This is a genomic window from Streptosporangium album, assembly GCF_014203795.1.
In the GTDB taxonomy this organism is placed as follows: domain Bacteria; phylum Actinomycetota; class Actinomycetes; order Streptosporangiales; family Streptosporangiaceae; genus Streptosporangium; species Streptosporangium album.
Window position 1 is genome coordinate 3,702,340 of record NZ_JACHJU010000001.1, and the last position, 20,426, is coordinate 3,722,765.

Consider the following 20,426-nt stretch of genomic DNA (forward strand, 5'->3'; position numbering starts at 1 on the left):
CCATAAGTGGCGTTGAACCTGTGGAAAATACAGCAGATTGGCGGGAACGCTGCCCGAATAGGAGGTCTAACTCTTACGCTGTCACGGAGGCGGCGAGAGCCCAATGGCGGAGGTTCCGTGGCGGACGTGCATCCCGAGCATGCGCAGCTCCAGGCGGACCGGATCTACCTGGGCTGGCAGTATGCCCTGCGGCAACCTGATCCGGGTCCGGCCCCCCGACGGCCCTCCCCCGTCGAGGAGACCACCGAGCAGGTCGACCCCGAGTGGGTGCGCAGGGAACGGCTCAACGAGGCCATGCTGAACCGCCCGGTGAAGATCTTCAGGGTGTTCATGACCGGGCTCGTCGTGCTGATCCTCCTCCTCGGTCTCACCGAGATGCTGAGCTGGTCGTTCGCCGCCCTGGGGCTGGCCGCCACCGGAGGGGTGGCCGGCTACTGCACCTACGCGATCTACCAGGGCAACCGGGCGGTCCGTCACCGGATCCGGGAGCGCCAGGCGGTCGGCGACCGGCAGCGGCGGGAGCGCGACAGGGACCTCTTCCTGGCCCAGGAGGAGCACGCCGTCCGCTACCGGGAGTGGGCCGAGAAGAAGGAGCTCTACGACCGCCAGCTCACCTGGTACGCGGTCACCGTGCCGGACGAGCTCGACCGGATCGACGTCGCCGGGGGCACGCTGCCGGGCTGGTCGGCGCTGATCACCCTGCTCGGCGCGACCCGCCTCTACAGCGGAGGCCACCTGACCGTGCTCGACCTGTCCGAGGGGGCGATCGCCAAGGACCTGATCGAGCTGGCGCGTAGAGGCGGCGACGAGCCACTGGTCTGGGTGCTGCCGGTGGACCTCCCCAAACTCGACCTGGGCGCCACACTGCCCCCCGAGGCCTTCGCCGACGTGCTCGCCCACGTGGTGAGCGTCAGCGAGGAGCACCGCACCACCAGGGACCTGTCGTTCGACAACGCGATCCTGGAACGTGTCCTGGAAGTCCTCGGCGAGAACGCCACGATCAACCAGGTCACCGCGGCCCTGCGAGCACTGGCCCAGGTCGGCGACCCGCGCGACGACCTCAGGTTCGGCCTGCTCAGCGCGGCCCAGCTGGAACGGATCGGCACGCTGTTCGGCCGGGGTGTCAGCGACCGGGTGGTGATCGAGCGCGCCTGGGCACTGGAGTCGCAACTGCGCAAGCTGGAGACCCTCGGCTCGGAGGCCGTACGGCTGCCGCCCGCGCGCCTGCGGGTCGTGTCCATGGACCGCCAAGCCGGCGTGTTCGGCAACCGGGTCCTCGGCACCTACGTGACCACCGCGCTCACCCACATCCTGCGTCAGTCACCCGCGTCCGAGCGGCCCTGGTATCACACGATCATCGTCGCGGGCGCGGACAAGCTCCGCGGAGACGTGCTCGACCGGCTGATGGACGCCTGCGAGACGTCCCGGACGGGGCTGGTGCTCACCTACCGGTCGCTCACCCCCACCGTGCGGGAGCGGCTCGGCCGGGGGCACGCGGCGGTGACGTTCATGCGGCTGGGCAACGCCGAGGACGCCCGGATCGCCAGCGAGCACGTCGGCACCGAGCACCGTCTGGAGCTCGCCCAGCTCACCGAGACGATCAGCGCGGCCGGGGCGGGGCTGGACGGCGGCTACGTCTCCACCGTCGGCCAGGCCGAGGAGGACGGGGACGGGCGGGATGTGAGCCGCCCGGACCTCAGAGAGGACATCACCTCCTCCACCGAGTGGGGCCGTCGCGCGACCAAGGCGATGGGGGAGACCGAACGGGTGCTCCACCGGTCCCGGGAGTTCCTCGTCGAGCCCCACCAGCTCCAGCAGCTCCCCACCACCTCGGTGATCGTCACCGATGCCACCGCCCAGGGCCGCCGGGTCCGCCTCGCCGACGCCAACCCGGCGATACTGACCTTCCCGAAGACCACGCTGGGGGAGTTCGACGAGATCAAGGAGACCGCTCTGGAGTGTGCCGAGGAGGAGGAGCCCCGTGCGCCCGGCATCTTCGAGGACGCGCCGCCGAACCTCGGCCCGCCGCCACCCCGACTGGACTGGCGCAGACGCCAATGAAACGTCCGTTTGTGGCAATGGCCTGGTCAATGCGGATGTGCGTCCCCCTCGGAAGGTTCGATCTTGGTTGCTGGGGTGACCCGTCTCCGGGCCCCCGCCGGCCTGTACGGCGGAGCGATCCGTGAAGCGTCAACCCCCCGGCCTCGGGCCGGGACCCCTGGGTGGAGACCAAATGCAGCCAAGCGTGTCCCGTCCTCCGGCCCCCCTGACCGGCCCCTGGTACCGGATCCAGGCGATCACCGCGCCCTCGCGCAGTTCCTCGGCGGAGTGGGACTTCGTCACCGTCCTGCCGGCCGTGCTCTCCGCGGCCCAGCGCAACCGGCCCTTCGTCACCGGCTGGCTCTCCCGGGGCTCGGGCGCCCCGCTGGAGCTCATCACCAACGCCGGGCCGCTGACCCCGCCCCGCCCGCCCCGCCGGGCCGCCGCCGAGAGCGGAACGGTCCCCGCCGGTCCCGAGCCGCTCCTGTTCCCCGGCGGCGCCCGGGGCGTCCGGATCGGCGACGAATGGCTCCGTGACCTGTCCGACCTGGCCTGGACGACCTGCCCGGGGCGGCAGGCCCCGCCGCTCGGAGGCCGCCGCGAACCGGACGCCGACGAGGTCAAGCGGCCCACGCTCTTCGAGTCCACCCTGGTCACGCTCATGTCCCGGCCGTTCGCCTGGCTGGTCGTCGCCGAGCAGACCGACCTGCTGGACGCCGAGGTGGCGCACCTGCGGACCCAGCTCAACGTGCTGAGGCAGTACGGCGACGCCTCCGAACGCTCCCGCTACGACGCCGAGCGGGCCGAACGGCGCATGCAGGAGCTGGACGCCTTCCGCGAGGCCGGGCTCTGGAGCGTGCGGGTGCTGGCCGGCGCCGCCGGTCCGGAGGAGCTACGCCAGATCGCCCCCGTGCTGGTCGGCTCGGCCGAGATGAGCCACCACCCCTACCGCCTGCGCAGCGCGCTGTCCGGCCCGGTGTACGGCTTCGCCGACGCGCTCTCGGTGACCCTGCAGGATCCCTCCGACGGCGCCGCCGCCCCGTTCGCGGCCACCGCCGGGGCGCTCGCCGCGCTCGCCGGGCTGCCCCGCCGTGAGGTGCCGGGGGTCCGGGTGCTGGACGCCGGCTTCTTCGACGTGACCAGCGAGGCCGACGTCCCTCCCGGAGCCCTGACCGTCGACCTCGGGTCGATCCTGGACGGGCAGGACAGGGCGGTCGGTTCCTTCAAAGTCCCCCTCGCCACCCTGAACCGGCACGCCTTCGTCACCGGCGCCACCGGCTCGGGCAAGTCCCAGACCGTCAGGCACCTGCTGGAGCAGCTCACCGGCGCGGGCATCCCCTGGCTGGCCATCGAGCCGGCCAAGTCCGAGTACGCCGCGATGGGCGGCCGGATCGAGCACCTCGCCCCGGTGACCGTGATCAACCCGTCGGCCCCGGACAGCGTGCCGTTCAGCGTCAACCCGCTCGCTCCGGAGCCCGGCTACCCGGTCCAGGCCCACATCGACATGGTGCGGGCGCTGTTCATGGCGGCCTTCGACGCCGAGGAACCGTTCCCGCAGATCATGTCGCTGGCCCTGCAGCGGGTCTACGAGGCCAACGGCTGGGACGTGGTCACCGGCTGGGCCGCCCCCGGTGCCGCCGTGCGGCCCGCCGTACCGACCCTTGAGCAGCTGCAGCGGCACGCGATGGACGTGATCAAGGAGATCGGCTACGGCAGGGAGGTCCAGGCCGACGTCGAGGGCTTCATCTCGCTGCGGTTGCGTTCGCTGCGGGTCGGCTCGGCGGGCCGGTTCTTCGAAGGGGGTCACCCCGCCGACATCGGCGACCTGCTCCAGCGCAACGTGGTGTTCGCGATCGAGGACGTGGCCAACGACGAGGACAAGGCGTTCCTGATGGGCACGCTGATCATCCGGATCGTGGAGCACCTGCGGATGCGGGCAAGAAAGGAACGGAGCAGCGGGCTCCGGCATGTCATCGTGATCGAGGAGGCGCACCGGCTGCTCCGCGACCGCGGCGCCGGGCGGGCCAGCACGCACGCGGTGGAGCTCCTCGCGGGCATGCTCGCGGAGATCCGCGCGTACGGCGAGGGCATCGTGGTGGCAGAGCAGATCCCCACCAAACTGGTCTCCGACGTCGTGAAGAACACCGCGCTGAAGGTCGTGCACCGGCTCCCCGCCGAGGACGACCGGCAGCTCGTCGGCGCCGCGATGAATCTGAGCGAGGAGCAGTCCCGGCAGGTCGTCTCGTTGCAGCCGGGCGCCGCCGCGGTCTTCGCCGACGGGATGGACCGGCCGCTCCGGGTCCAGGTGCCGCTGGGAGAGGACCGCGAGCATCTGATCCTCGGCCACACGCCACCGATCTGCGGCCGCCGTTCCGCGGCGTGCGGTCAGGAGTGCAGGACCGGCCGGGCGTGCACGCTCGTCGAGCTCCGCGAGGCCGACCTCCTCGCCGACGCGCCCGAATGGGCCTGGCTGCGCATCTGGACCGACACCCTGGTGCTGGCGTTCTGCACCAACCGGCCCGTCCCCGGTGCCCCCCGGGTGCTGACCGACCTGTGGGCCGAGCTTCCGCTGCGGCGGCGCGAATGCCTGCTGGCCACGACGGTGGAACGCGGTGTGGGCCGCCGGGCATGGTCGCTGCGGACCGTCAGCGATCCGGCGAAGCTGACCGAGCAGGTCGCCGGGACCGCGTCCCGGCTGCTGGGACCCGACCGGGAGGTCGCCGACCGGCCCGGTCCCGCCTGGGTCATCCCGCAGATCCGCTGGCTGCACGAGGTGGACAGGCTGTTCCCCCACGGTCAGCCCGCGCCCAACCCGCGCGGTCCCGCCCCGGTCATGGACTACACGCTGTTCGACCGCCCGTCCGGCACCACCGAGCTGCTCGGGCATCGCGCCAAGGCGCTGCGCCACCACCCGCTCTCCATGGAGGTGGACCGCAACCGGGCGCTGGCCTGGCGGGTGATCCTCGGCGACGACGAGCACGAGGGCGTGGAACAGGACATCCTCACGGTGACGATCGGCGTCGACCCGGCCGAGCGGCTCCGGCACGTGGCCCAGATGATGGGGGCGGGCTGGATGGAGAGCGTGCTGTCCTGGCCGCACCGGTTCGTGCGGCCGTTCGAGGCCACCTCGCCGGAGCCCGCAGAGCTCGTCTTCAGCGAGTAGCCCGGCCATCACCGTGGCGGTGCGTCACCGGTGCGTCTCCGCCGCACCGGTGACGCACCGCGCCCTTGGGCCGTCGACAGACGGGGACAGGACCCGGCGACGGCTAGGATCTGCGGCATGAACGATTCGGCGAACCAGGCCCGGCTGCGGCTCGGCGGACCAGGCTCGGCCGCTGATCCGTCCTGTGACAGGTCGCCAGGCGAGGAGACGGCATGACTCAGCTTCCGCTGCGGGCGCAGCTCGCGAGCGCTCTCGGCCGTACGGCCGCGACCCTTTCCAGGGCGACCGGTCGCGGTGACGGATCGGTGATCGGCGGCCGGATCGGCCTGGCGCTGGAGCCCGACCTGCTGCGCAAGCTCGCGCAGGACCGCAAGCTGGCGCTGGTGAGCGCGACCAACGGCAAGACCACCACGACCCGGCTGATCACCTCCGCACTGCAGGAACTCGGCGACGTCGCCACCAACGCCTTCGGCGCCAACATGCCCGCCGGGCACGTCTCGGCGCTGTCGACGGCCAAGCACGCCCCGTACGGCGTGCTGGAGGTCGACGAGAAATACCTGCCCGAGGTGATCAACACCACCGGTGCCGGCGTGATCGTCCTGATGAACCTCAGCCGTGACCAGATGGACCGGGCGGGGGAGATCTGGCTGCTGGCCCAGAAGTGGCGCCGGGCGCTCGCGGGGAAGAACACCCACGTGATCGCCAATGCCGACGACCCGCTGGTGGCCTGGGGTGCGTCCACGGCCACCAGGGTCACCTGGGTCTCGGCGGGGCAGCCGTGGAAAGAGGACTCCTGGTGCTGCCCCGAGTGCGGCGGCCCGCTGGACCGCAAGGGCATGGACTACACCCCGCCCGGCGGTCACGTCTCGGGCATGGTCCCCCCTCGCACGGCCGACAACGACTGGGCCTGCCGCGAGTGCGCCTTCCGGCGTCCACAGCCGTCCTGGGCCCTCGACGACGACGCGGCGATCGACCCGCGCGGGCAGCGCTGGGTGCTGGACATCCAGCTCCCCGGCCGGGCCAACCGGGCCAACGCCGTGATGGCACTGGCCACCGCGGAGACGTTCGGCCTGCCGGTCCAGCGGGCACTGCCCCGGCTGCGTGAGGTCAGATCCGTCGCCGGCCGCTACACCACGGTGGAGCGCGACGGGCGGCAGGCCCGGCTGTTGCTCGCCAAGAACCCGGCGGGCTGGCTGGAGGCGTTCGACGTGCTCGACCGCTCGCTCCCGGTGATCCTGTCGGTGAACGCCCAGGGGCCCGACGGCCGCGACACCTCCTGGCTCTGGGACGTCGACTACCGCGTCCTGCGCGGCAGGCCGGTCTACGTGGCCGGGGAGCGGCGGCTCGACCTCGCGCTCCGGCTCGACGTGGCGGGGGTGCCGTTCCAGCTTGCGGACTCCTTCGGACAGGCGCTCGCCGCCCAACCACCCGGCAAGGTCGACGTGATCGCCAACTACACCGCCTTCCAGCAGATCCGATCGGAGTTCGGTCGTGCAGTCTGACAGCGCCCTGCGACTCGTCTGGATCTATCCGGACCTGTTGAGCACCTACGGGGACCAGGGCAACGTCCTGGTCCTGGAACAGCGCGCCCAGCGCCGTGGCATCCCAGTACAGACCGTCCATGTGCGTTCGGCCGATCCGGTGCCGGAGGGCGGTGACATCTACCTGATCGGCGGCGGTGAGGACCGGCCGCAGATCCTGGCGGCCGAGCGGCTGCGCCGCGACGGCGGCCTGCACCGGGCCATCGCGCGTGGCGCCTCCCTGCTGGCCGTCTGCGCGGGCTACCAGATCATGGGAACCACGTTCGGCGGGGAGGAGGGGCAGCCGGTCGACGGCATCGGCCTGATCGACATCTCCAGCGGCCGGGGCGCGGGCCGCGCGGTCGGCGAGCTGGCCGGTGAGGCCGATCCGGCGCTCGGCATCCCGACGCTGACCGGCTTCGAGAACCACATGGGCGTCACCCGGCTGGGCCCCGGCGTCCGGCCGCTGGCCCGTACGGCGGTCGGAACCGGCAACGGCGACGGCACCGAGGGCTGCTACGTCGGCAAGATCGTCGGTACCTACCTGCACGGTCCCGCGCTCGCCCGCAACCCCGGACTCGCCGACCTCCTGCTGACCTGGGCGGTCGGCGCCCAGCTCCCGCCGATCGACGACTCCTGGTTCGAACGGCTCCGCCGGGAGCGGCTGGCCGCGGTGCTGCCCGGCTGAGGGCAGGACGTCCCCGCCGAGGGCGGGGAGCATCGCACGCCGACGGTCAGGGCCCGCACTCCCAGGTGGAGGGTGTCCCCGACCGGCGGCGGACGGCTGTCCGGCTCCGGTGGCGGAGAGCATCCGCGCAGACGGACACCCCGCGCGGACAGGTGCCCCCGCGCGGGGTGTCCGGCCCCGTCAGTAGACGAGCGCCTGGACCCCTTCGCCGAGGACCTCCTCGACGAAGGTGGGGGCGCCCGCGATGCGCACTCCCTCGATCATGTCGTCCACCGTGATGCCGCGCCGGGCCGCGCACTGCGTGCACAGCGTCACCCGGCCCGCGGCCAGCACGGCCTCAAGCAGGTCGCCGAGTTGGGCGGCATACGGCAGTGTGAACTCCTTCGCCCGGCCGGGCAGGGCGAACCACGCTGACTCGCCGGTCAGCCAGAGAGAGACGGGAACCCCGCTCGCCAACGCCGACGCGGCCACCGTGAACGCCTGGTTGCAGCGCTCGGGTGCGTCCTCGCCGGCGGTCACCTTGATCACCAGTGATCGTGCCATGCCTGAAGCCTATGCGGGTCCGTACCACCGGCGCGAGCCGTACCGGGGCGGCTTTAGGCTCGGATCTATGGACGTTCCCGAGCTGCACCCCGACCTTGAGCCGATCGCCTTCCTCGTGGGCCGGTGGGAAGGCGCCGGAGTGGGTGGTTACCCGACGATCGAAAGCTTCAACTTCGGTCAGGAGATCATCTTCGGCCACAACGGCAAGCCCTTCCTGACCTACACCAGCCGCACCTGGCTGCTCGACGAGACGGGCGGCAAGGTCCGCCCGCTGTCCACCGAGACCGGGTTCTGGCGCCAGCTGCCCGACCGCCAGCTTGAGGTGTGCCTGTCGCATCCGACCGGGATCGTGGAGATCTACGTCGGCGAGGTGGTCTTCAACAAGATCGAACTCCACACCGACGTGGTCGCCCGGACCGCCACCGCCAAGGAGTACACCGGCGGCCACCGCCTCTACGGTCTGGTCAACGGCAATCTGATGTGGGCCTATGACATGGCGGCCATGGGACAGCCGCTCCAGTCGCACATCTCCGCCGAGCTCAAGCGGGTGGGCGACTTCGTGCCGGGAGTGGACTAACTATCATTTGGTGGTTAATCACCTTTTGCGCCCAATGTGGTTGATGCCATCATTGGACACTTTATCTGCGTCTATCTGTCTAGCAGTTCCGTGCCGCTGAGATCCGTACGTATTTCATGTGACGAACATGACGGTGCCGATCAGTGAGGTCGGAAGGAATGGCGCATCATCGGCAATGAGCCTGAACTGAGCAATACTAAAATAAAAGGACAAAATTATGATAAACGCCGGTCGTCCTCGCGTCGTGCCGCGAAATATCGTCCGCTCCTGGCTGACAGGAGCTCTCACCACCATGGTCGCGATGGGGACCGTACTCGCGACACCACATGCCGCGAGCTCGGCGACACCGGTATCGCTCGGTACGGCCGGGCTCCGGCGGATCTCGGGGATCGTCAGCACGACGAGGTGGTCATCGAATCTCCGCGCACCTCCGGCGAGGACGACAAGGATCGCTAGGCGACTGAGTGGGTGATGATGCCGGTGTAGGTTCCGGCGACGACACCGGCGGGCAAGGTCACGGTGATCGTCGGGTTCCAGGTGGCGGAGTTGCTGCCCGTGCCGTCGGAGGCGGAGAAGGCGGTGCGCGCGGAGCCGAGGTCGTCAGGGGTGCCGGGGGTGAACGTCGCGTCGCCGGTCGTGGTGGTGGCCGAGCCGGGCGAGTAGGTGATGTATTCCTTCGGGATGGTCTCGGGTGGGGTGGCGTCACCGGTGGTGAAGTCCGTCGAGCCGACGGTCGCGGTCCAGGCGGCGGCCGGGGCGCCACGGGTGTCGGTCACGGTGACGTCACCGAGGTGAGCTGACACGGTGGCGGTCGCCGCAGATCCCAGGTTCGCGGGTGCGGGCATGGTGATGGAGAGGGCGCCGCCGGGTCTGGCGTGGAGTTTGGGGCTGGGTCTGACGCCGGTGTCCGCGGTGTGGGCGCCGTCGCCGGCCGTGGTGAGATCCTTCACCCGCGCGCCGGCGGTCACGGTGACATCGCCGAGGTGGGCCGACGCGGTGGTGGTGCCGGGCGTCGCGGATCCCAGATCTGCGGTCGCGGGCGCGCTGACGGAGAGGGTGCCGGCGGGTCTGGTGATGGTGTCGGTGTCGAGGGTGACGGCGCCGTTGCGGGCCAGGACACGGCCGTCCACACTCACGCCGGTGGTCACGGTGATCGAGGTCAGCGCGAGGACGTTCCCGGCGAGACTGGAACCGGTCCCCAGCGTGGCCGAGCTGCCGACCTGCCAGAAGACATTGCGCGCCTGGGCCCCACCGGTAAGGGCCACCGTACTGGCAGACGCGGTGATCAGGGTGGAAGCGGTCTGGAAGACGAAGAGCGCGTTTGGGTCTCCCTGCCCGTCGAGCGTCAGATTCCCGGTGATGCCGAAGGTGCCCGAGGCGGAGGTGTAGACGCCCGGTGTCACGGTGGTCCCACCAAGCTCCGTCGCCACGGTGGCGGCAGGAGTCCGGGAAGCGGCGTCGTCGTAGGCGGCGGTCAGATCGCTCTGGGCCTGCGCGGCGGTGGCATCGGCCGCGTGGACGGCACCGTTCACCGTACCGGGCGGAAAACCGGTCACCGCCGTGCCCGGGCTCAGCCCGAGATCCCCGGTGACGACGGAAAGGCCGGTGTTGGTGACGGTACTCCCGGCCAGAACCGCGAAGCTCGCAGCTGCACCGAGCGGCACCGGCAATTGCAGGGTGCTCGCACTGGACTGTGTGGCGATGACCACGGCCATGGCCGGGACGAGCGTGAGACCCACCGCCATCCGGGAGAACCCGGGCGAGCCTGCTTGCGGCGGGGCGACCTCCTACTGAGAAGCGCCTTCATCCCCGGTGTTGGCGCCCCGTCCTGTCTCGAAACCCCAGCACGCCGCAGCACAGCCGACACAGAATGCCTCATGAGTCCCTCACCAATAGACAGAGTTGAGGCAGGAGGGAGGCCTCGACGACCGCAGGACCTGATGGCGGCCCACGGACAGACAGTGATCTTTTTTGTAGCACTCGATCGGAACGATACGGCGGGGACATGCCGCTTTGATGACAGATCGTTTGAGCATGGTTGGCTGGGGTGAACAGCGCCGTTGGTCCGGTGGATCCGGCTGGAGTGAACGGAGTCGACGGCGCCGCTGGTCCGGCAGGTCCCATAGGGGCGACCGGTGCCACTGGCCTGGCAGGACCGGCGTCCCCTCACGCCTGGCGCGGGGTCGTCCCCCTTCTGGCACGGGGTGCACGCCGTCGACCTGCCTGGCCTGGGCAATTCCGGGCGTCATCCTCCGGCGCGCCATCACATTCAAGCGACCGATCCGTCCGCGATGAGCGGGGAATGGCCCGGAAAAGGGAAGAACCCCGGGCCTGCTCCTCCTGCCGTGCAGGAGGGCCAGATGGACCAAAGGCGAGATGACCCGCCCTCTGGCAGCCCGGGGTTCCGGTGATTGTATGGATTCGCCGAACGTCGCCAGACGTCCGGACAGAGTCCGGAGTCGCGGCGTCCTAGCGGACAGCCACCTCGCTAGCCCAATTATGATCAACCATTATTCGGACCACCTCCTTTCGGCGTGCCTGTACGTTACGAAATTCCCGGCGGCCGGAGCAAATGAATATTCGCGCCGTGGTCCCCGCCCTCGCCTGACCTCTCTGAACGGTGCCGGAAGGCGTGCCGGCGCGGCAGGCGCATCCTGTTCCTCTGCACGGCCCCCACATCCGATCCGGAGGAGGCGGCCAGGCCCCGGCGCGCGCGTCATCATCTGCCGGGTGGACGGTGCGCGCGTGTGAGCCCCGTCATCCCGGGATGCTCCTAGACTCTGGACATGACCGAGACGTCGTGGCATGAGCAACTGCGGGCGCGTGGTTACCGGGTCACCCCGCAACGCCAGCTGGTGCTTGAGGCGATCAAGGCCGCGGAGCATGCCACTCCCGAGGAGATCTGCGCCCGGGTGCAGGAGACCGCCCGCGGGGTGAACATCTCGACCGTCTACCGGACCCTCGAACTCCTCGAGGAGCTCGGCATGGTCACCCACACCCATCTCGGGCACGGTGCCCCCACCTACCACCTGGCGGCCGACTCCGATCACGTGCATCTGGTCTGCCACCAGTGCGGGGAGATCAACGAGGTCCGTCCGGAGGTGGTGAGCGATTTCGCGGCCAAGCTCGACCAGGAGCTCGGGTTCGCCGTCGACGTGCACCATCTGACGGTCTTCGGCCGTTGCCGTAAGTGCCGCTGAGGCCTCGTAGGCTGGGGTCCATGCGAAGCCCTCTGCTGGACACTCCCGGCGCGGTCGCGGCCGAGACCCCTGACACCGGCGTCGCCGGGCACTACGGTGACCCGTTCGCCGAGCAGCGTGCGTTCCTCGCCGGTGAGGCGATGGTCGACCGGAGCAACCGCGAGGTCGTCCGGGTCTCCGGGCCCGACCGGCTGAGCTGGCTCAACAGCCTGAGCTCGCAGAAGCTCGACGACCTGAAACCGGGGCAGGTCACCCAGACGCTGTTCCTGGACGCCCAGGGCAGGGTCGAGCACCACCTCACGCTCGTCGACGACGGTGAGGCCGTCTGGGCGCACGTGGAACCGGGCACGTCGGCCGAGCTCATCGCGTTCCTGGACAAGATGCGGTTCATGCTCCGGGTCGAGGTCGCCGACGTGACGGCCGATTACGCGGTGGTCTCCGTGGCCGGCGCCGCGCGGCTCACCCCACCCCCGGGAGCGATCCTCGTCGGGGACGACGTGCTGCTCCCGCGCGACCTGCTGGCCGATCGGCTCGGCGGTCTGAAGCTCGCCGGGCTCTGGGCCTACGAGGCGCTGCGGATCGAGGGGCACCGCCCCCGGCTGGGCTTCGAGACCGACCACAAGACGATCCCGCACGAGGTGGGCTGGATCGGTCCGGCCCTCCATCTGAGCAAGGGCTGCTACAAGGGCCAGGAGACCGTGGCGCGGGTGCACAACCTCGGCCACCCCCCGCGGCGCCTGGTCTTCCTGCACCTGGACGGCAGCGTCGACACCCTGCCCAAGCACGGTGCCCCCGTGGTCTGCGACGGTGTGGAGGTCGGCTCCGTCGGCAGCTCCGCCCGGCACCACGAGCTAGGTCCGGTCGCCCTGGCCGTGGTCAAACGGACCGTGCCGGTGGACGCCACGCTCCAGGCCGGGGAGGTGGCGGCGACCCAGGAGGTCATCGTGCCGCCGGATGCCGGGCGCAACGTCTCCATCGACCCGGCCCTGCGCCGCCGCATCCGCTGAGATCACGCCGCCCGCGCCTCCCCACCGGATGACGGGTGGGAGGCGCGGGCGGGATCCGCGGCCGCCACACCGGCATGTCGGCCGATCTGTCCTCCTGGTGCCGCTCGGCCTCATCGACCTCATGGGGGTACGGCAACAACATGTACTCCGGCATCACACCTCCTCGCTCGCGTTCTCCGCGGTATGCGGTCGTCACCGGTACGACGCAGCACGGCACGGGATTTGGACAACTCCAGCGTGAAGTCGGTCACCTGACGTATGCAGCAGGCTCTCGGGATGCACGCCGTGGGTCATCCCGGCGAACGGCGGGTGGCGGGTGGCGGAGGGAGAGCGGCGGCCCCAGCGGCCGAGGTGCACGTCGCCCTGAGTCTCACGTACGTCTGGAGGCCCACCGGGCATTCGACGTGGAGCCCACGAGCTTCGCCGAGTTCGCCCGCCGCAACGCCAAGGCGTTCCTCGGCCAGGGCCTGTCCCCTGACTCATGAGGGCCGGCCAAGGATGGCGATGAGCAGGATCTGAGAGCGGTTGATGAGGGCCGGAGCCGTCTCAGATATCCAGGACCAACGTGATCGGGCCGTCGTTGGTCAGTCCGACCTTCATGTCGGCGCCGAACACCCCGGTCTCCACACGTGCTCCCAGCGCGCGTAGCTCGGTGCACACGGCCTCCACCAGCGGTTCGGCGACCGGCCCGGGCGCCGCCGCCTGCCAGGTGGGGCGGCGGCCCTTGCGCGCGTCGCCGTACAGGGTGAACTGGCTGACCACGAGCAGGGGCGCGCCGATGTCCGAGCAGGACTTCTCGCCGGACAGGATCCGCAGGCCCCAGAGCTTGGCGGCGAGCCTGGCCGCCTCCGCCGGGGTGTCGGTGTGGGTCACCCCGACCAGCACCAGAAGTCCGGGCTCGTCGATCGCCCCGACCGTCGCACCGTCCACCGTCACCGAAGCGGAACTCACCCGCTGAACAACCGCACGCATGCCCCCCATCATCCCGTGATCCCCGGCCTCCCTAGAATCCTGACGAAAGGAGACAAAGGTGTCTGCTGAGTCATTGGTTGTTGAGGTCGTCCGTTCGGGGTTCGTGGAATCCACCCATCGGGCACGGATGCTGGCCGTCGGTGCCGACGGTTCCCCGGTGCGCGTGCATGGGGCGGTGGACGCCCTGGTCTCTCCCCGTTCGTCGATGAAACCGCTGCAGGCGCTCGGCATGGTGCGCTCCGGGCTCGCCCTGGAAGGGGAACTGCTCGCACTGTCGTGTGCCAGTCACGCGGGGGAGACGTTCCACGTCGAGGGGGCGCGGAGGATCCTTTCCGGCGCGGGGCTGGACGAGGGCGTCCTACGCTGTCCCGAGGATCTGCCCGAGCACGTCGCCTCCCGTGACGAGGTGCTGCGCTCGGGCGGTGGACGGGCCAGGATCTACATGAACTGCTCGGGGAAGCATTCGGCGATGCTCGCCACCTGCGCGACCAACGACTGGCCGCTGGAGACCTACCTCGACCCGGCGCACCCGCTGCAGAGGGCCATCCGCCACACGGTCGAGGAACTGACCGGCGAGCGCGTCGCCGCCACGGGGGTGGACGGCTGCGGGGCCCCGCTGTTCTTCGTGTCGATGGTGGGCGTCACCCGGGCGTTCCGTTCTCTCGTCCTGGCCGAGCCCGGCACCCCCGAGCGCCGCATCGCCGACGCCTTCCGCGCCCACCCCGAGTGGACGTCCGGCACGACCCGCCCCGAGGCCCGGTTGATGCGCGCGGTCCCCGGCCTGATGGTCAAGGCGGGTGCCGAGGCGTTCGACGCCTTCGCCTTCGCCGACGGCCGCGCCGGCACCGTCAAGATCGAGGACGGTGGCCAGCGGGCCCGGGTCCCGGTCACCGTCGCGGCCCTGCGCGCCCTCGGTCTGGAGGCCGCGGGGTCCGCGGGGCTCGCGGAGCTCGACGAACTGGCGACCGGTGTGCTGCTCGGCGGCGGCCGTCCGGTCGGCGAGGTCCGCCTGCGCCGGGGCGAGAGCGACTGAGGCGGGAGGGGGCCCGGCGGCCCGCTCCGCGGTGGCGGGGAGCGGGCCGGAGGGTCCGAGCCAGGACGGCTTCCGCTGGATAATCCGGCACGGACCGGCGGGCGCGCCAGCGGGCAAACTGGGCCCGCAAAGGATTATCTACTAAAAAACTATCTGCTACGGTTTCTCCTGTTGTCCCTCGACAGGAGTCGCCCGTATGTCCTCCACCTCCGCCCCCCGGTCCCGCCGGCTCGCGCTCACCGTGCTCTGCGCCGGAATGCTGATGATCATTCTGGACGGCGGCATCGTCACCGTGGCGCTGCCGGCCATCCAGCAGGACCTGCGCTTCTCCTCCTCCAGCCTGACCTGGACCGTCAACGCCTACATGATCGCCTTCGGCGGCCTGCTGCTCCTGGCCGGGCGGCTCGGCGACCTGCTCGGCCGCAGGCGCATGTTCGTCACGGGCCTTGCCGTCTTCACCGTCGCCTCGATCGGCCAGGTCCTCGGCGGCGTGCTCACCGATGCGCTCAGCTGGCACTGGGTGTTCCTCATCAACCTGCCGATCGGCGTGGCCGCCGTACTGCTGGCCGTACTCGTCCTGGAGAACGACCGCGGGATCGGGCTCGGCAAGGGAGCCGACGCCCTCGGTGCCCTCCTGGTCACCGGCGGCGTGATGCTCGGCGTCTACGCCATCGTCCAGACCGAGCAGTACGGCTGGACGTCGGGACGCACCCTCGGTTTCGCCGCCCTCGCCCTCGCGCTGATCGCCGGGTTCGCCGCCCGCCAGGCCACCGCGGCACGCCCGCTGCTGCCGCTGCGCGTGTTCCGCTCCCGCAACGTCTGGGGAGCCAACCTGATCCAGATGCTGATGCTGGCCGCCATGTTCAGCTTCCAGATCCTCATCGCCCTCTACATGCAGAACGTGCTCGGCTACGGGGCGTCCGCGACCGGCCTGGCGATGCTCCCGGCCGCCCTTGCCATCGGCGTGCTCTCGCTCGGCTTCTCGGCGCGCCTGGTCACCCGCTTCGGCGAGCGGACGATCCTGCTGGCCGGCTTGGTGCTGCTGCTGGCGGGACGCCTGCTGCTCGTCCGCGTGCCGGTGGACGGCGCGTACGCCGTGGACCTGCTGCCGGCGATGCTGCTGGCCGGCGGGTTCGGCCTGGCGATGCCCGCGCTCACCGCGCTGGGCATGTCGGGCACCCGGCCCGGGGACGCCGGGGTCGCATCCGGCCTGTTCAACACCACCCAGCAGATCGGCGCGGCCCTCGGCGTGGCGGCCCTGTCCACCCTGGCCGCCTCCCGGACGGAGCACCTGGCAGCCGGGGGACAGCACGCGGCATCCGCACTGACCGGCGGTTTCCAGCTGGCGTTCGGCATCGGCGCCGGGCTCTTGACCGCCGCGATCGTCCTCACTGTGCTGGTGCTCAGAAAGCCCGCGACCGGAGGCGAGAGCGCGGAGACGACGGCACCGGCCGCCGAGGCGGCCGTGGTCGCCTGAGCCTCCCCGAGACCAGAGACCAGAGACCAGAGACCAGAGACCAGAGACCAGAGACCAGAGAAAGGTTGATCCCCATGACCGCGACCACCGAGACGGAACCGGGATCCGGGCCTGCCCCCCGCGCCCTCACCGAGACCGAACTCTCCGATCTGCTGAGCGGTCAGCGGTTCGGCGCGCTGGCGAGCGTCAGGCGCAGCGGTCACCCGCACCTGTCCACCGTGCTCTACGGCTGGGACCCCGGAGAGCGGGTCATCCGGATCTCCACCACGGCCGACCGGCTCAAGGCGCGCCAGTTCCGGCGCGATCCGCACGCCGCCCTGCACGTGCAGGGTCCGGACGTGTGGTCGTTCGCCGTCGCCGAGGGCGAGGCGGAGCTGTCGGAGGTGACGACCGTGCCGGGCGACGCGGCCGGACGGGAACTGCTGGCCCTGACCCCGGGGTTCGACGACCCGGCGGATGAGGCGGCCTTCCTCCGGCAGATGGTGGAAGACCGGCGGATCGTGATCCGCATCCGGGTGACCAGACTGTACGGAACGGCCCTGGACATCCCGTCCGCCGGGTGACCCTGCCTCCTGATCTCCGCCGTCGTCCGCGGTGGCGTGCTGAAGGCCGGCGCGGATGTGAGAAGGCTCAGGGTCCAGGCGGTCGTCCTCGTGATGATCGGTCTGTTCTGGACGATCACCGCGGCTCTGACCTGGGTGATCAAAGACATCTCCTTCGCCTGGCTGCTGACCCCGGTGGTCGGGACCGCGGCCGCCAGGACCACGCGGCGGGTCCTTCCCGCGGCCCAGGACCTCGCCGCCTGAACGGACCCGGGGAACCGCCTACCTAACTTGCCCGCTGGCGCGCCCGCCGGACCGGCTGCGGGTTCTCGGCCGGAGTGGCCAGATGCCCGGTGACCAGTCGGTTCATCGCACGGAGGAGGATCTCGCGCTCGTCCTCGGGGAGCGCCGACAGCGCCTCCCGGTGCACGCGGTCCACGATCTTCTGGCTCTGCTCGGCCATCCGGGCGCCGTCCTCGGTGACCGCGATGATCCGGGCCCGCCGGTCCGTGCCGGAGGGGCGGCGCTGGGCGAGGCCGGCCTTCTCCAGGGCGTCGACCGTCACCACCATCGTGGTCTTGTCCATGTCGCCGATCTCGGCGAGCTGGATCTGGGTGCGCTCCTCCTGCATGGCGTGGACCAGCACGCAGTGCATGCGCGCCGTGAGCCCGATCTCGGCGAGCGCCGCCGACATCCTGGTCCTCAGGACGTGGCCGGTGTGGTCCAGCAGGAACGACAGGTCCGGCTCGGTGCGCGAGGGTGCCATGGCGGTCATACCGGCCAGGATAGCAATTCGATCCGTGACGGATTATCCAGCGGAAGCCGGATGCGGGCACTACCGCCGACGACCGAACGGTCGGACAGGGCCGGTAAGCACATGATCATGATGTTGACCTGCGGGGGAATGGGCGGGTTGAGGATTTTGTGAAAGATTTCACAAAATAGCCGTTCGTTGAGGAGGCTGCCAGATGAAGGCGTCCGACGAGTTTCAGGCTCCAGGTCTCGATCTCTTCTCGTTTCCACCGCTCTGGCCGGGCGCACCGTACTGGCTGACCAAACCGACCCTGATGGCCGTGGTCGGGGCCGTCCTGATCTGCGTTCTGATGTGGGCCGCGTTCGCCAAGCCCAAGCTGGTGCCGCGCGGCCTGCAGAACATCGCGGAACTGGGCTACGTGTTCATCCGCGAGCACGCGGCCAGGCCTTTCCTCGGCAAGGATGCCGACAGCTGGATGGGCCTGTTGCTCAGCATCTTCTTCCTGACCTGGATCTGGAACCTGATGGGCGTGCTCCCGTTCGTCCAGCTCCCTGTCTCCTCCTTCCTGGCCTTCCCCGCGGTAATCGCCTTCTCGGTCTATGTCATCAAGATCTATGTAGGTGTCCGCGAGCAGGGAGCAAGGGACTACGTCGGCAACCTCATCCCTCGCGGCCTGCCCAAGGTCGCCTATGTCCTGCTGGTCCCGCTGGAACTGCTGCAGAACTTCGTGACCTCGCTGTTCACCCACATGCTCCGGCTGGCCGCCAACATGTTCGCGGGGCACCTGATCCTGGCGTTCTTCAGCGCGGTGGGTTTCTGGTTCCTGTTCGAGCGGCCCACCCTGCTGGGCGTTCCGGTGGGGGTGCTCGGCGTGGTCATGGCGATCGTGATGACGGGGTTCGAGATGTTCATTCAGTTTCTGCAGGCATACCTCTTCGTGCTGCTCACCGCCATGTTCATCGGCGCATCGCTCAACCCGAAGCACTGAGAGGGCGCACCCTGACCGCACCGCGCCCAGGCCGTCGGCGTTCCGCTCGGTCTCCTGTCGGAGGCCGTTTCCCGCAGGGAGGGCGCCGGGGCTTTCCGGGCGCCCTCCCGGCACTCTTCGAGAGCTTCAGAGGGAGCGGAACTGGCGGGTGGAGGAGATCGCGCCCGAGGTCGTCATGGTGAAGGTCCGCATCGAGTCGGCGAACTTGGACAGGTCCCATTCGGCCGGGCCGTGGTACCAGTACAGGTTGTCGGCCTGCTGGCCGTTGCCGTTGACCGAGGAGACCACACGCGCCCAGCGCTCGACGTTGTCGAAGATCACGGCATAGGGCAGGTAGCGGGAGAACAGCTCCACCCGCTGGGCCGGGGGGATGTTCCCGCCGACGTCGCCGGAGGCCAGATACTCCCGGAACCCGAGGGTGTGGGCGAGCGCTCCCGCGCCCTTGGAGGTCTTGGCGGGCATGTACTGGCCGCCGACGGCCATGGCGGCGCCCGCGATGATCAGGGCCAGGCCGAGCAGGCCGTACGTGGTGAACCAGGCCAGTGCGACGGTGGCGAGGACTCCGGCCACGGTGAGCACCACGCCGATGGTCGTCCAGCGGGTGCGCACGGTGTCGGGGCGGCGGGCGAACCAGCCCTGGGTGACCACGTCGCGGTAGAGCGCGTCGCGGACCTTGCCGAGGTTGGTCGCGAACGAGCCCTGGAGGTGGGAGAGCAGGACCGCGTCTCGACCGTCGAAGATGGCGTCGTAGAGGGCGCGCTCATACGACAACAGCGAGCTGGTCGGGGCACTGGGCAGCCGGACCAGAGTCCAGTCAGGCGAGTCGTAGGCCTGCCGGGGCTGCTCGTCGATCCGGATGTAGCCCCGGACGGCCAGGTCCACGATCGTGGCGGTCACGTCGATCACATCGGCCTGCTCGTCCATGAGCGTGCCGATCTGACCGGGGCGCACACCGTCCGGCGGGGCGAAGTGGCCGTTCTCGACCGCGCTGAGCGAGCCGGACTCGTGGCCGACCACGCGGGCGTCGCGGCCTCGCGTCCAGTAGACCAGGCCGAGGCCGCCGAGCATCAGGACCAGCAGACCCGCCAGCGCCCCGCCGGTGACGGCGTTCAGAGTGAAGGCGTTGGACAGCTCGAAGCGGCGCTCCAGGATCGGGCCGCCCTTGGTGGCGCCCGACGGGTAGCCGATGACCACGGTGAGCACCTCGCCGGCGCCCAGCTCCTGCTGCTCGAACTCCGCGGTGGCCCCGGTGTGGTCGGGTGACGCGGTGGTGCAGCCGATCGCGGAGGACAGCACGCCCGCGAAGCAGGACAGGCTCTGGAGCTGGCCCGGGCCGGTAACCGTGACCTTGGCCTGGGTGACCGGGACGGACCAGGCTCCCACGGCGTACCACCGCAGCTCCTGGGCGTCGGCCAGCGGGGTCACCGCGCCCTTGACGTCGTATTCCAGCTTGGCGGTGCCCGAGCCCTTCAGCGTGATCGAGTCGCCTTGCAGCGTGGCGTCGCCCTTGAGGTTGACGACCTGGTAGAGGCGGTCGCTGCCGTCGTCGTAGCGCGTGCGGTCGACCAGCGTCCGCGTCGGCGGGGTGCCTTCGAAGGTGACGCTCTCGGTGACGTGCAGTGTGCCGTCCTGCCGTAGTTCGAGGGTGACCGTGTCGTCGGCTACTTTGCCCGCCTGGATGGACGCCGTGCCCGCCGTGCCGGCCGCGAGGGCCGGAGAGGCGCTCAGGGCCAGCGCAAGTGTGGCAACCGCGGCCATACTCCCGGCCGCTCGGTGCAAAACAGATCCCGCCATGGCTCGGGAGCCTATCGAGAACCACGCGCCACTGACTGCCACCCCCGATCCCTATTTTTCGGTCAATAAACCTACGTAGGCTGATATCCGCTAGATTGCCGCCCGGAGATCCCCACCCTGGAGAAGGC

At 70.2% G+C, this 20,426-nt stretch carries 18 protein-coding genes; 12 read left to right on the forward strand and 6 right to left on the reverse strand.

The window, feature by feature from the left end:
- Positions 1-117: 117 nt before the first annotated feature.
- The 4 genes from FHR32_RS17780 to FHR32_RS17795 all read left to right on the forward strand — a co-directional run bounded on the left by FHR32_RS17780 (position 118) and on the right by FHR32_RS17795 (position 7,411).
- Positions 118-2,061: a hypothetical protein gene (locus FHR32_RS17780; RefSeq protein WP_184755320.1), complete on the forward strand. Its 1,944-nt coding sequence runs from the start codon at positions 118-120 to the stop codon at positions 2,059-2,061.
- 172 nt (positions 2,062-2,233) lie between these two features.
- A complete protein-coding gene (locus FHR32_RS17785) occupies positions 2,234-5,203 on the forward strand; it encodes an ATP-binding protein (protein WP_184755321.1) in 2,970 nt (989 codons plus the stop codon).
- 212 nt (positions 5,204-5,415) lie between these two features.
- A complete protein-coding gene (locus FHR32_RS17790) occupies positions 5,416-6,705 on the forward strand; it encodes a MurT ligase domain-containing protein (RefSeq protein WP_184755322.1) in 1,290 nt (429 codons plus the stop codon).
- The gene (locus FHR32_RS17795; RefSeq protein ID WP_184755323.1) at positions 6,695-7,411 is read left to right on the forward strand and encodes a type 1 glutamine amidotransferase; all 717 of its coding nucleotides are present in this window, start codon (positions 6,695-6,697) and stop codon (positions 7,409-7,411) included. Before FHR32_RS17790 ends, FHR32_RS17795 begins: the two co-directional genes overlap by 11 nt.
- 180 nt (positions 7,412-7,591) lie before the next feature.
- On the opposite strand, the gene FHR32_RS17800 is transcribed toward FHR32_RS17795, so the two are convergent.
- Positions 7,592-7,954, reverse strand: coding sequence for a DsrE family protein (locus FHR32_RS17800; protein ID WP_184755324.1), 363 nt, complete (start codon positions 7,952-7,954; stop codon positions 7,592-7,594).
- A gap of 67 nt (positions 7,955-8,021) precedes the next feature.
- On the opposite strand from FHR32_RS17800, the gene FHR32_RS17805 reads away from it, so the two are divergent.
- Entirely contained in the window at positions 8,022-8,531 is a 510-nt protein-coding gene (locus FHR32_RS17805) for a heme-binding beta-barrel domain-containing protein (RefSeq protein ID WP_184755325.1), read from the forward strand.
- Between the two features lie 114 nt (positions 8,532-8,645).
- On the opposite strand, the gene FHR32_RS17810 is transcribed toward FHR32_RS17805, so the two are convergent.
- Both FHR32_RS17810 and FHR32_RS17815 read right to left on the reverse strand, forming a co-directional pair.
- Positions 8,646-8,930, reverse strand: a complete 285-nt coding sequence (locus tag FHR32_RS17810; RefSeq protein ID WP_184755326.1) for a hypothetical protein — start codon at positions 8,928-8,930, stop codon at positions 8,646-8,648.
- Positions 8,931-8,983: 53 nt separating this feature from the next.
- Positions 8,984-10,276, reverse strand: a complete 1,293-nt coding sequence (locus FHR32_RS17815) for an ice-binding family protein (RefSeq protein ID WP_184755327.1) — start codon at positions 10,274-10,276, stop codon at positions 8,984-8,986.
- Between the two features lie 1,041 nt (positions 10,277-11,317).
- On the opposite strand from FHR32_RS17815, the gene FHR32_RS17820 reads away from it, so the two are divergent.
- Together FHR32_RS17820 and ygfZ are read left to right on the forward strand one after the other, a co-directional pair.
- Positions 11,318-11,731: a Fur family transcriptional regulator gene (locus FHR32_RS17820; protein ID WP_184755328.1), complete on the forward strand. Its 414-nt coding sequence runs from the start codon at positions 11,318-11,320 to the stop codon at positions 11,729-11,731.
- A gap of 20 nt (positions 11,732-11,751) precedes the next feature.
- Positions 11,752-12,738, forward strand: coding sequence for a CAF17-like 4Fe-4S cluster assembly/insertion protein YgfZ (gene ygfZ, locus FHR32_RS17825; protein ID WP_184755329.1), 987 nt, complete (start codon positions 11,752-11,754; stop codon positions 12,736-12,738).
- 546 nt (positions 12,739-13,284) lie between these two features.
- Here ygfZ and dtd read toward each other — a convergent pair.
- Positions 13,285-13,710, reverse strand: coding sequence for a D-aminoacyl-tRNA deacylase (dtd, locus tag FHR32_RS17830; RefSeq protein ID WP_184755330.1), 426 nt, complete (start codon positions 13,708-13,710; stop codon positions 13,285-13,287).
- Positions 13,711-13,768: 58 nt separating this feature from the next.
- On the opposite strand from dtd, the gene FHR32_RS17835 reads away from it, so the two are divergent.
- The 4 genes from FHR32_RS17835 (at position 13,769) to FHR32_RS17850 (ending at position 17,026) form a co-directional block, all read left to right on the forward strand.
- A complete protein-coding gene (locus FHR32_RS17835) occupies positions 13,769-14,743 on the forward strand; it encodes an asparaginase (RefSeq protein WP_184755331.1) in 975 nt (324 codons plus the stop codon).
- A gap of 196 nt (positions 14,744-14,939) precedes the next feature.
- Positions 14,940-16,220, forward strand: coding sequence for an MFS transporter (locus FHR32_RS17840; protein WP_184755332.1), 1,281 nt, complete (start codon positions 14,940-14,942; stop codon positions 16,218-16,220).
- Positions 16,221-16,294: 74 nt separating this feature from the next.
- Positions 16,295-16,783 carry a PPOX class F420-dependent oxidoreductase gene (locus tag FHR32_RS17845; RefSeq protein ID WP_184755333.1) on the forward strand — a complete coding sequence of 163 codons (489 nt, stop codon included), beginning with the start codon at positions 16,295-16,297 and terminating at the stop codon, positions 16,781-16,783.
- A 57-nt stretch (positions 16,784-16,840) separates the two neighbouring features.
- Positions 16,841-17,026: a hypothetical protein gene (locus FHR32_RS17850; protein ID WP_184755334.1), complete on the forward strand. Its 186-nt coding sequence runs from the start codon at positions 16,841-16,843 to the stop codon at positions 17,024-17,026.
- A 22-nt stretch (positions 17,027-17,048) separates the two neighbouring features.
- Here the strand turns inward: FHR32_RS17850 and FHR32_RS17855 are convergent, their stop codons facing one another.
- Positions 17,049-17,537, reverse strand: coding sequence for a MarR family winged helix-turn-helix transcriptional regulator (locus tag FHR32_RS17855; protein WP_184755335.1), 489 nt, complete (start codon positions 17,535-17,537; stop codon positions 17,049-17,051).
- A 193-nt stretch (positions 17,538-17,730) separates the two neighbouring features.
- On the opposite strand from FHR32_RS17855, the gene atpB reads away from it, so the two are divergent.
- Positions 17,731-18,504, forward strand: coding sequence for a F0F1 ATP synthase subunit A (atpB, locus tag FHR32_RS17860; RefSeq protein WP_184755336.1), 774 nt, complete (start codon positions 17,731-17,733; stop codon positions 18,502-18,504).
- Between the two features lie 126 nt (positions 18,505-18,630).
- Here the strand turns inward: atpB and FHR32_RS17865 are convergent, their stop codons facing one another.
- Positions 18,631-20,262 (reverse strand): DUF2207 domain-containing protein, encoded by a 1,632-nt coding sequence (locus FHR32_RS17865; protein WP_184755337.1) that lies wholly within the window; start codon positions 20,260-20,262, stop codon positions 18,631-18,633.
- Positions 20,263-20,426: the final 164 nt, after the last annotated feature.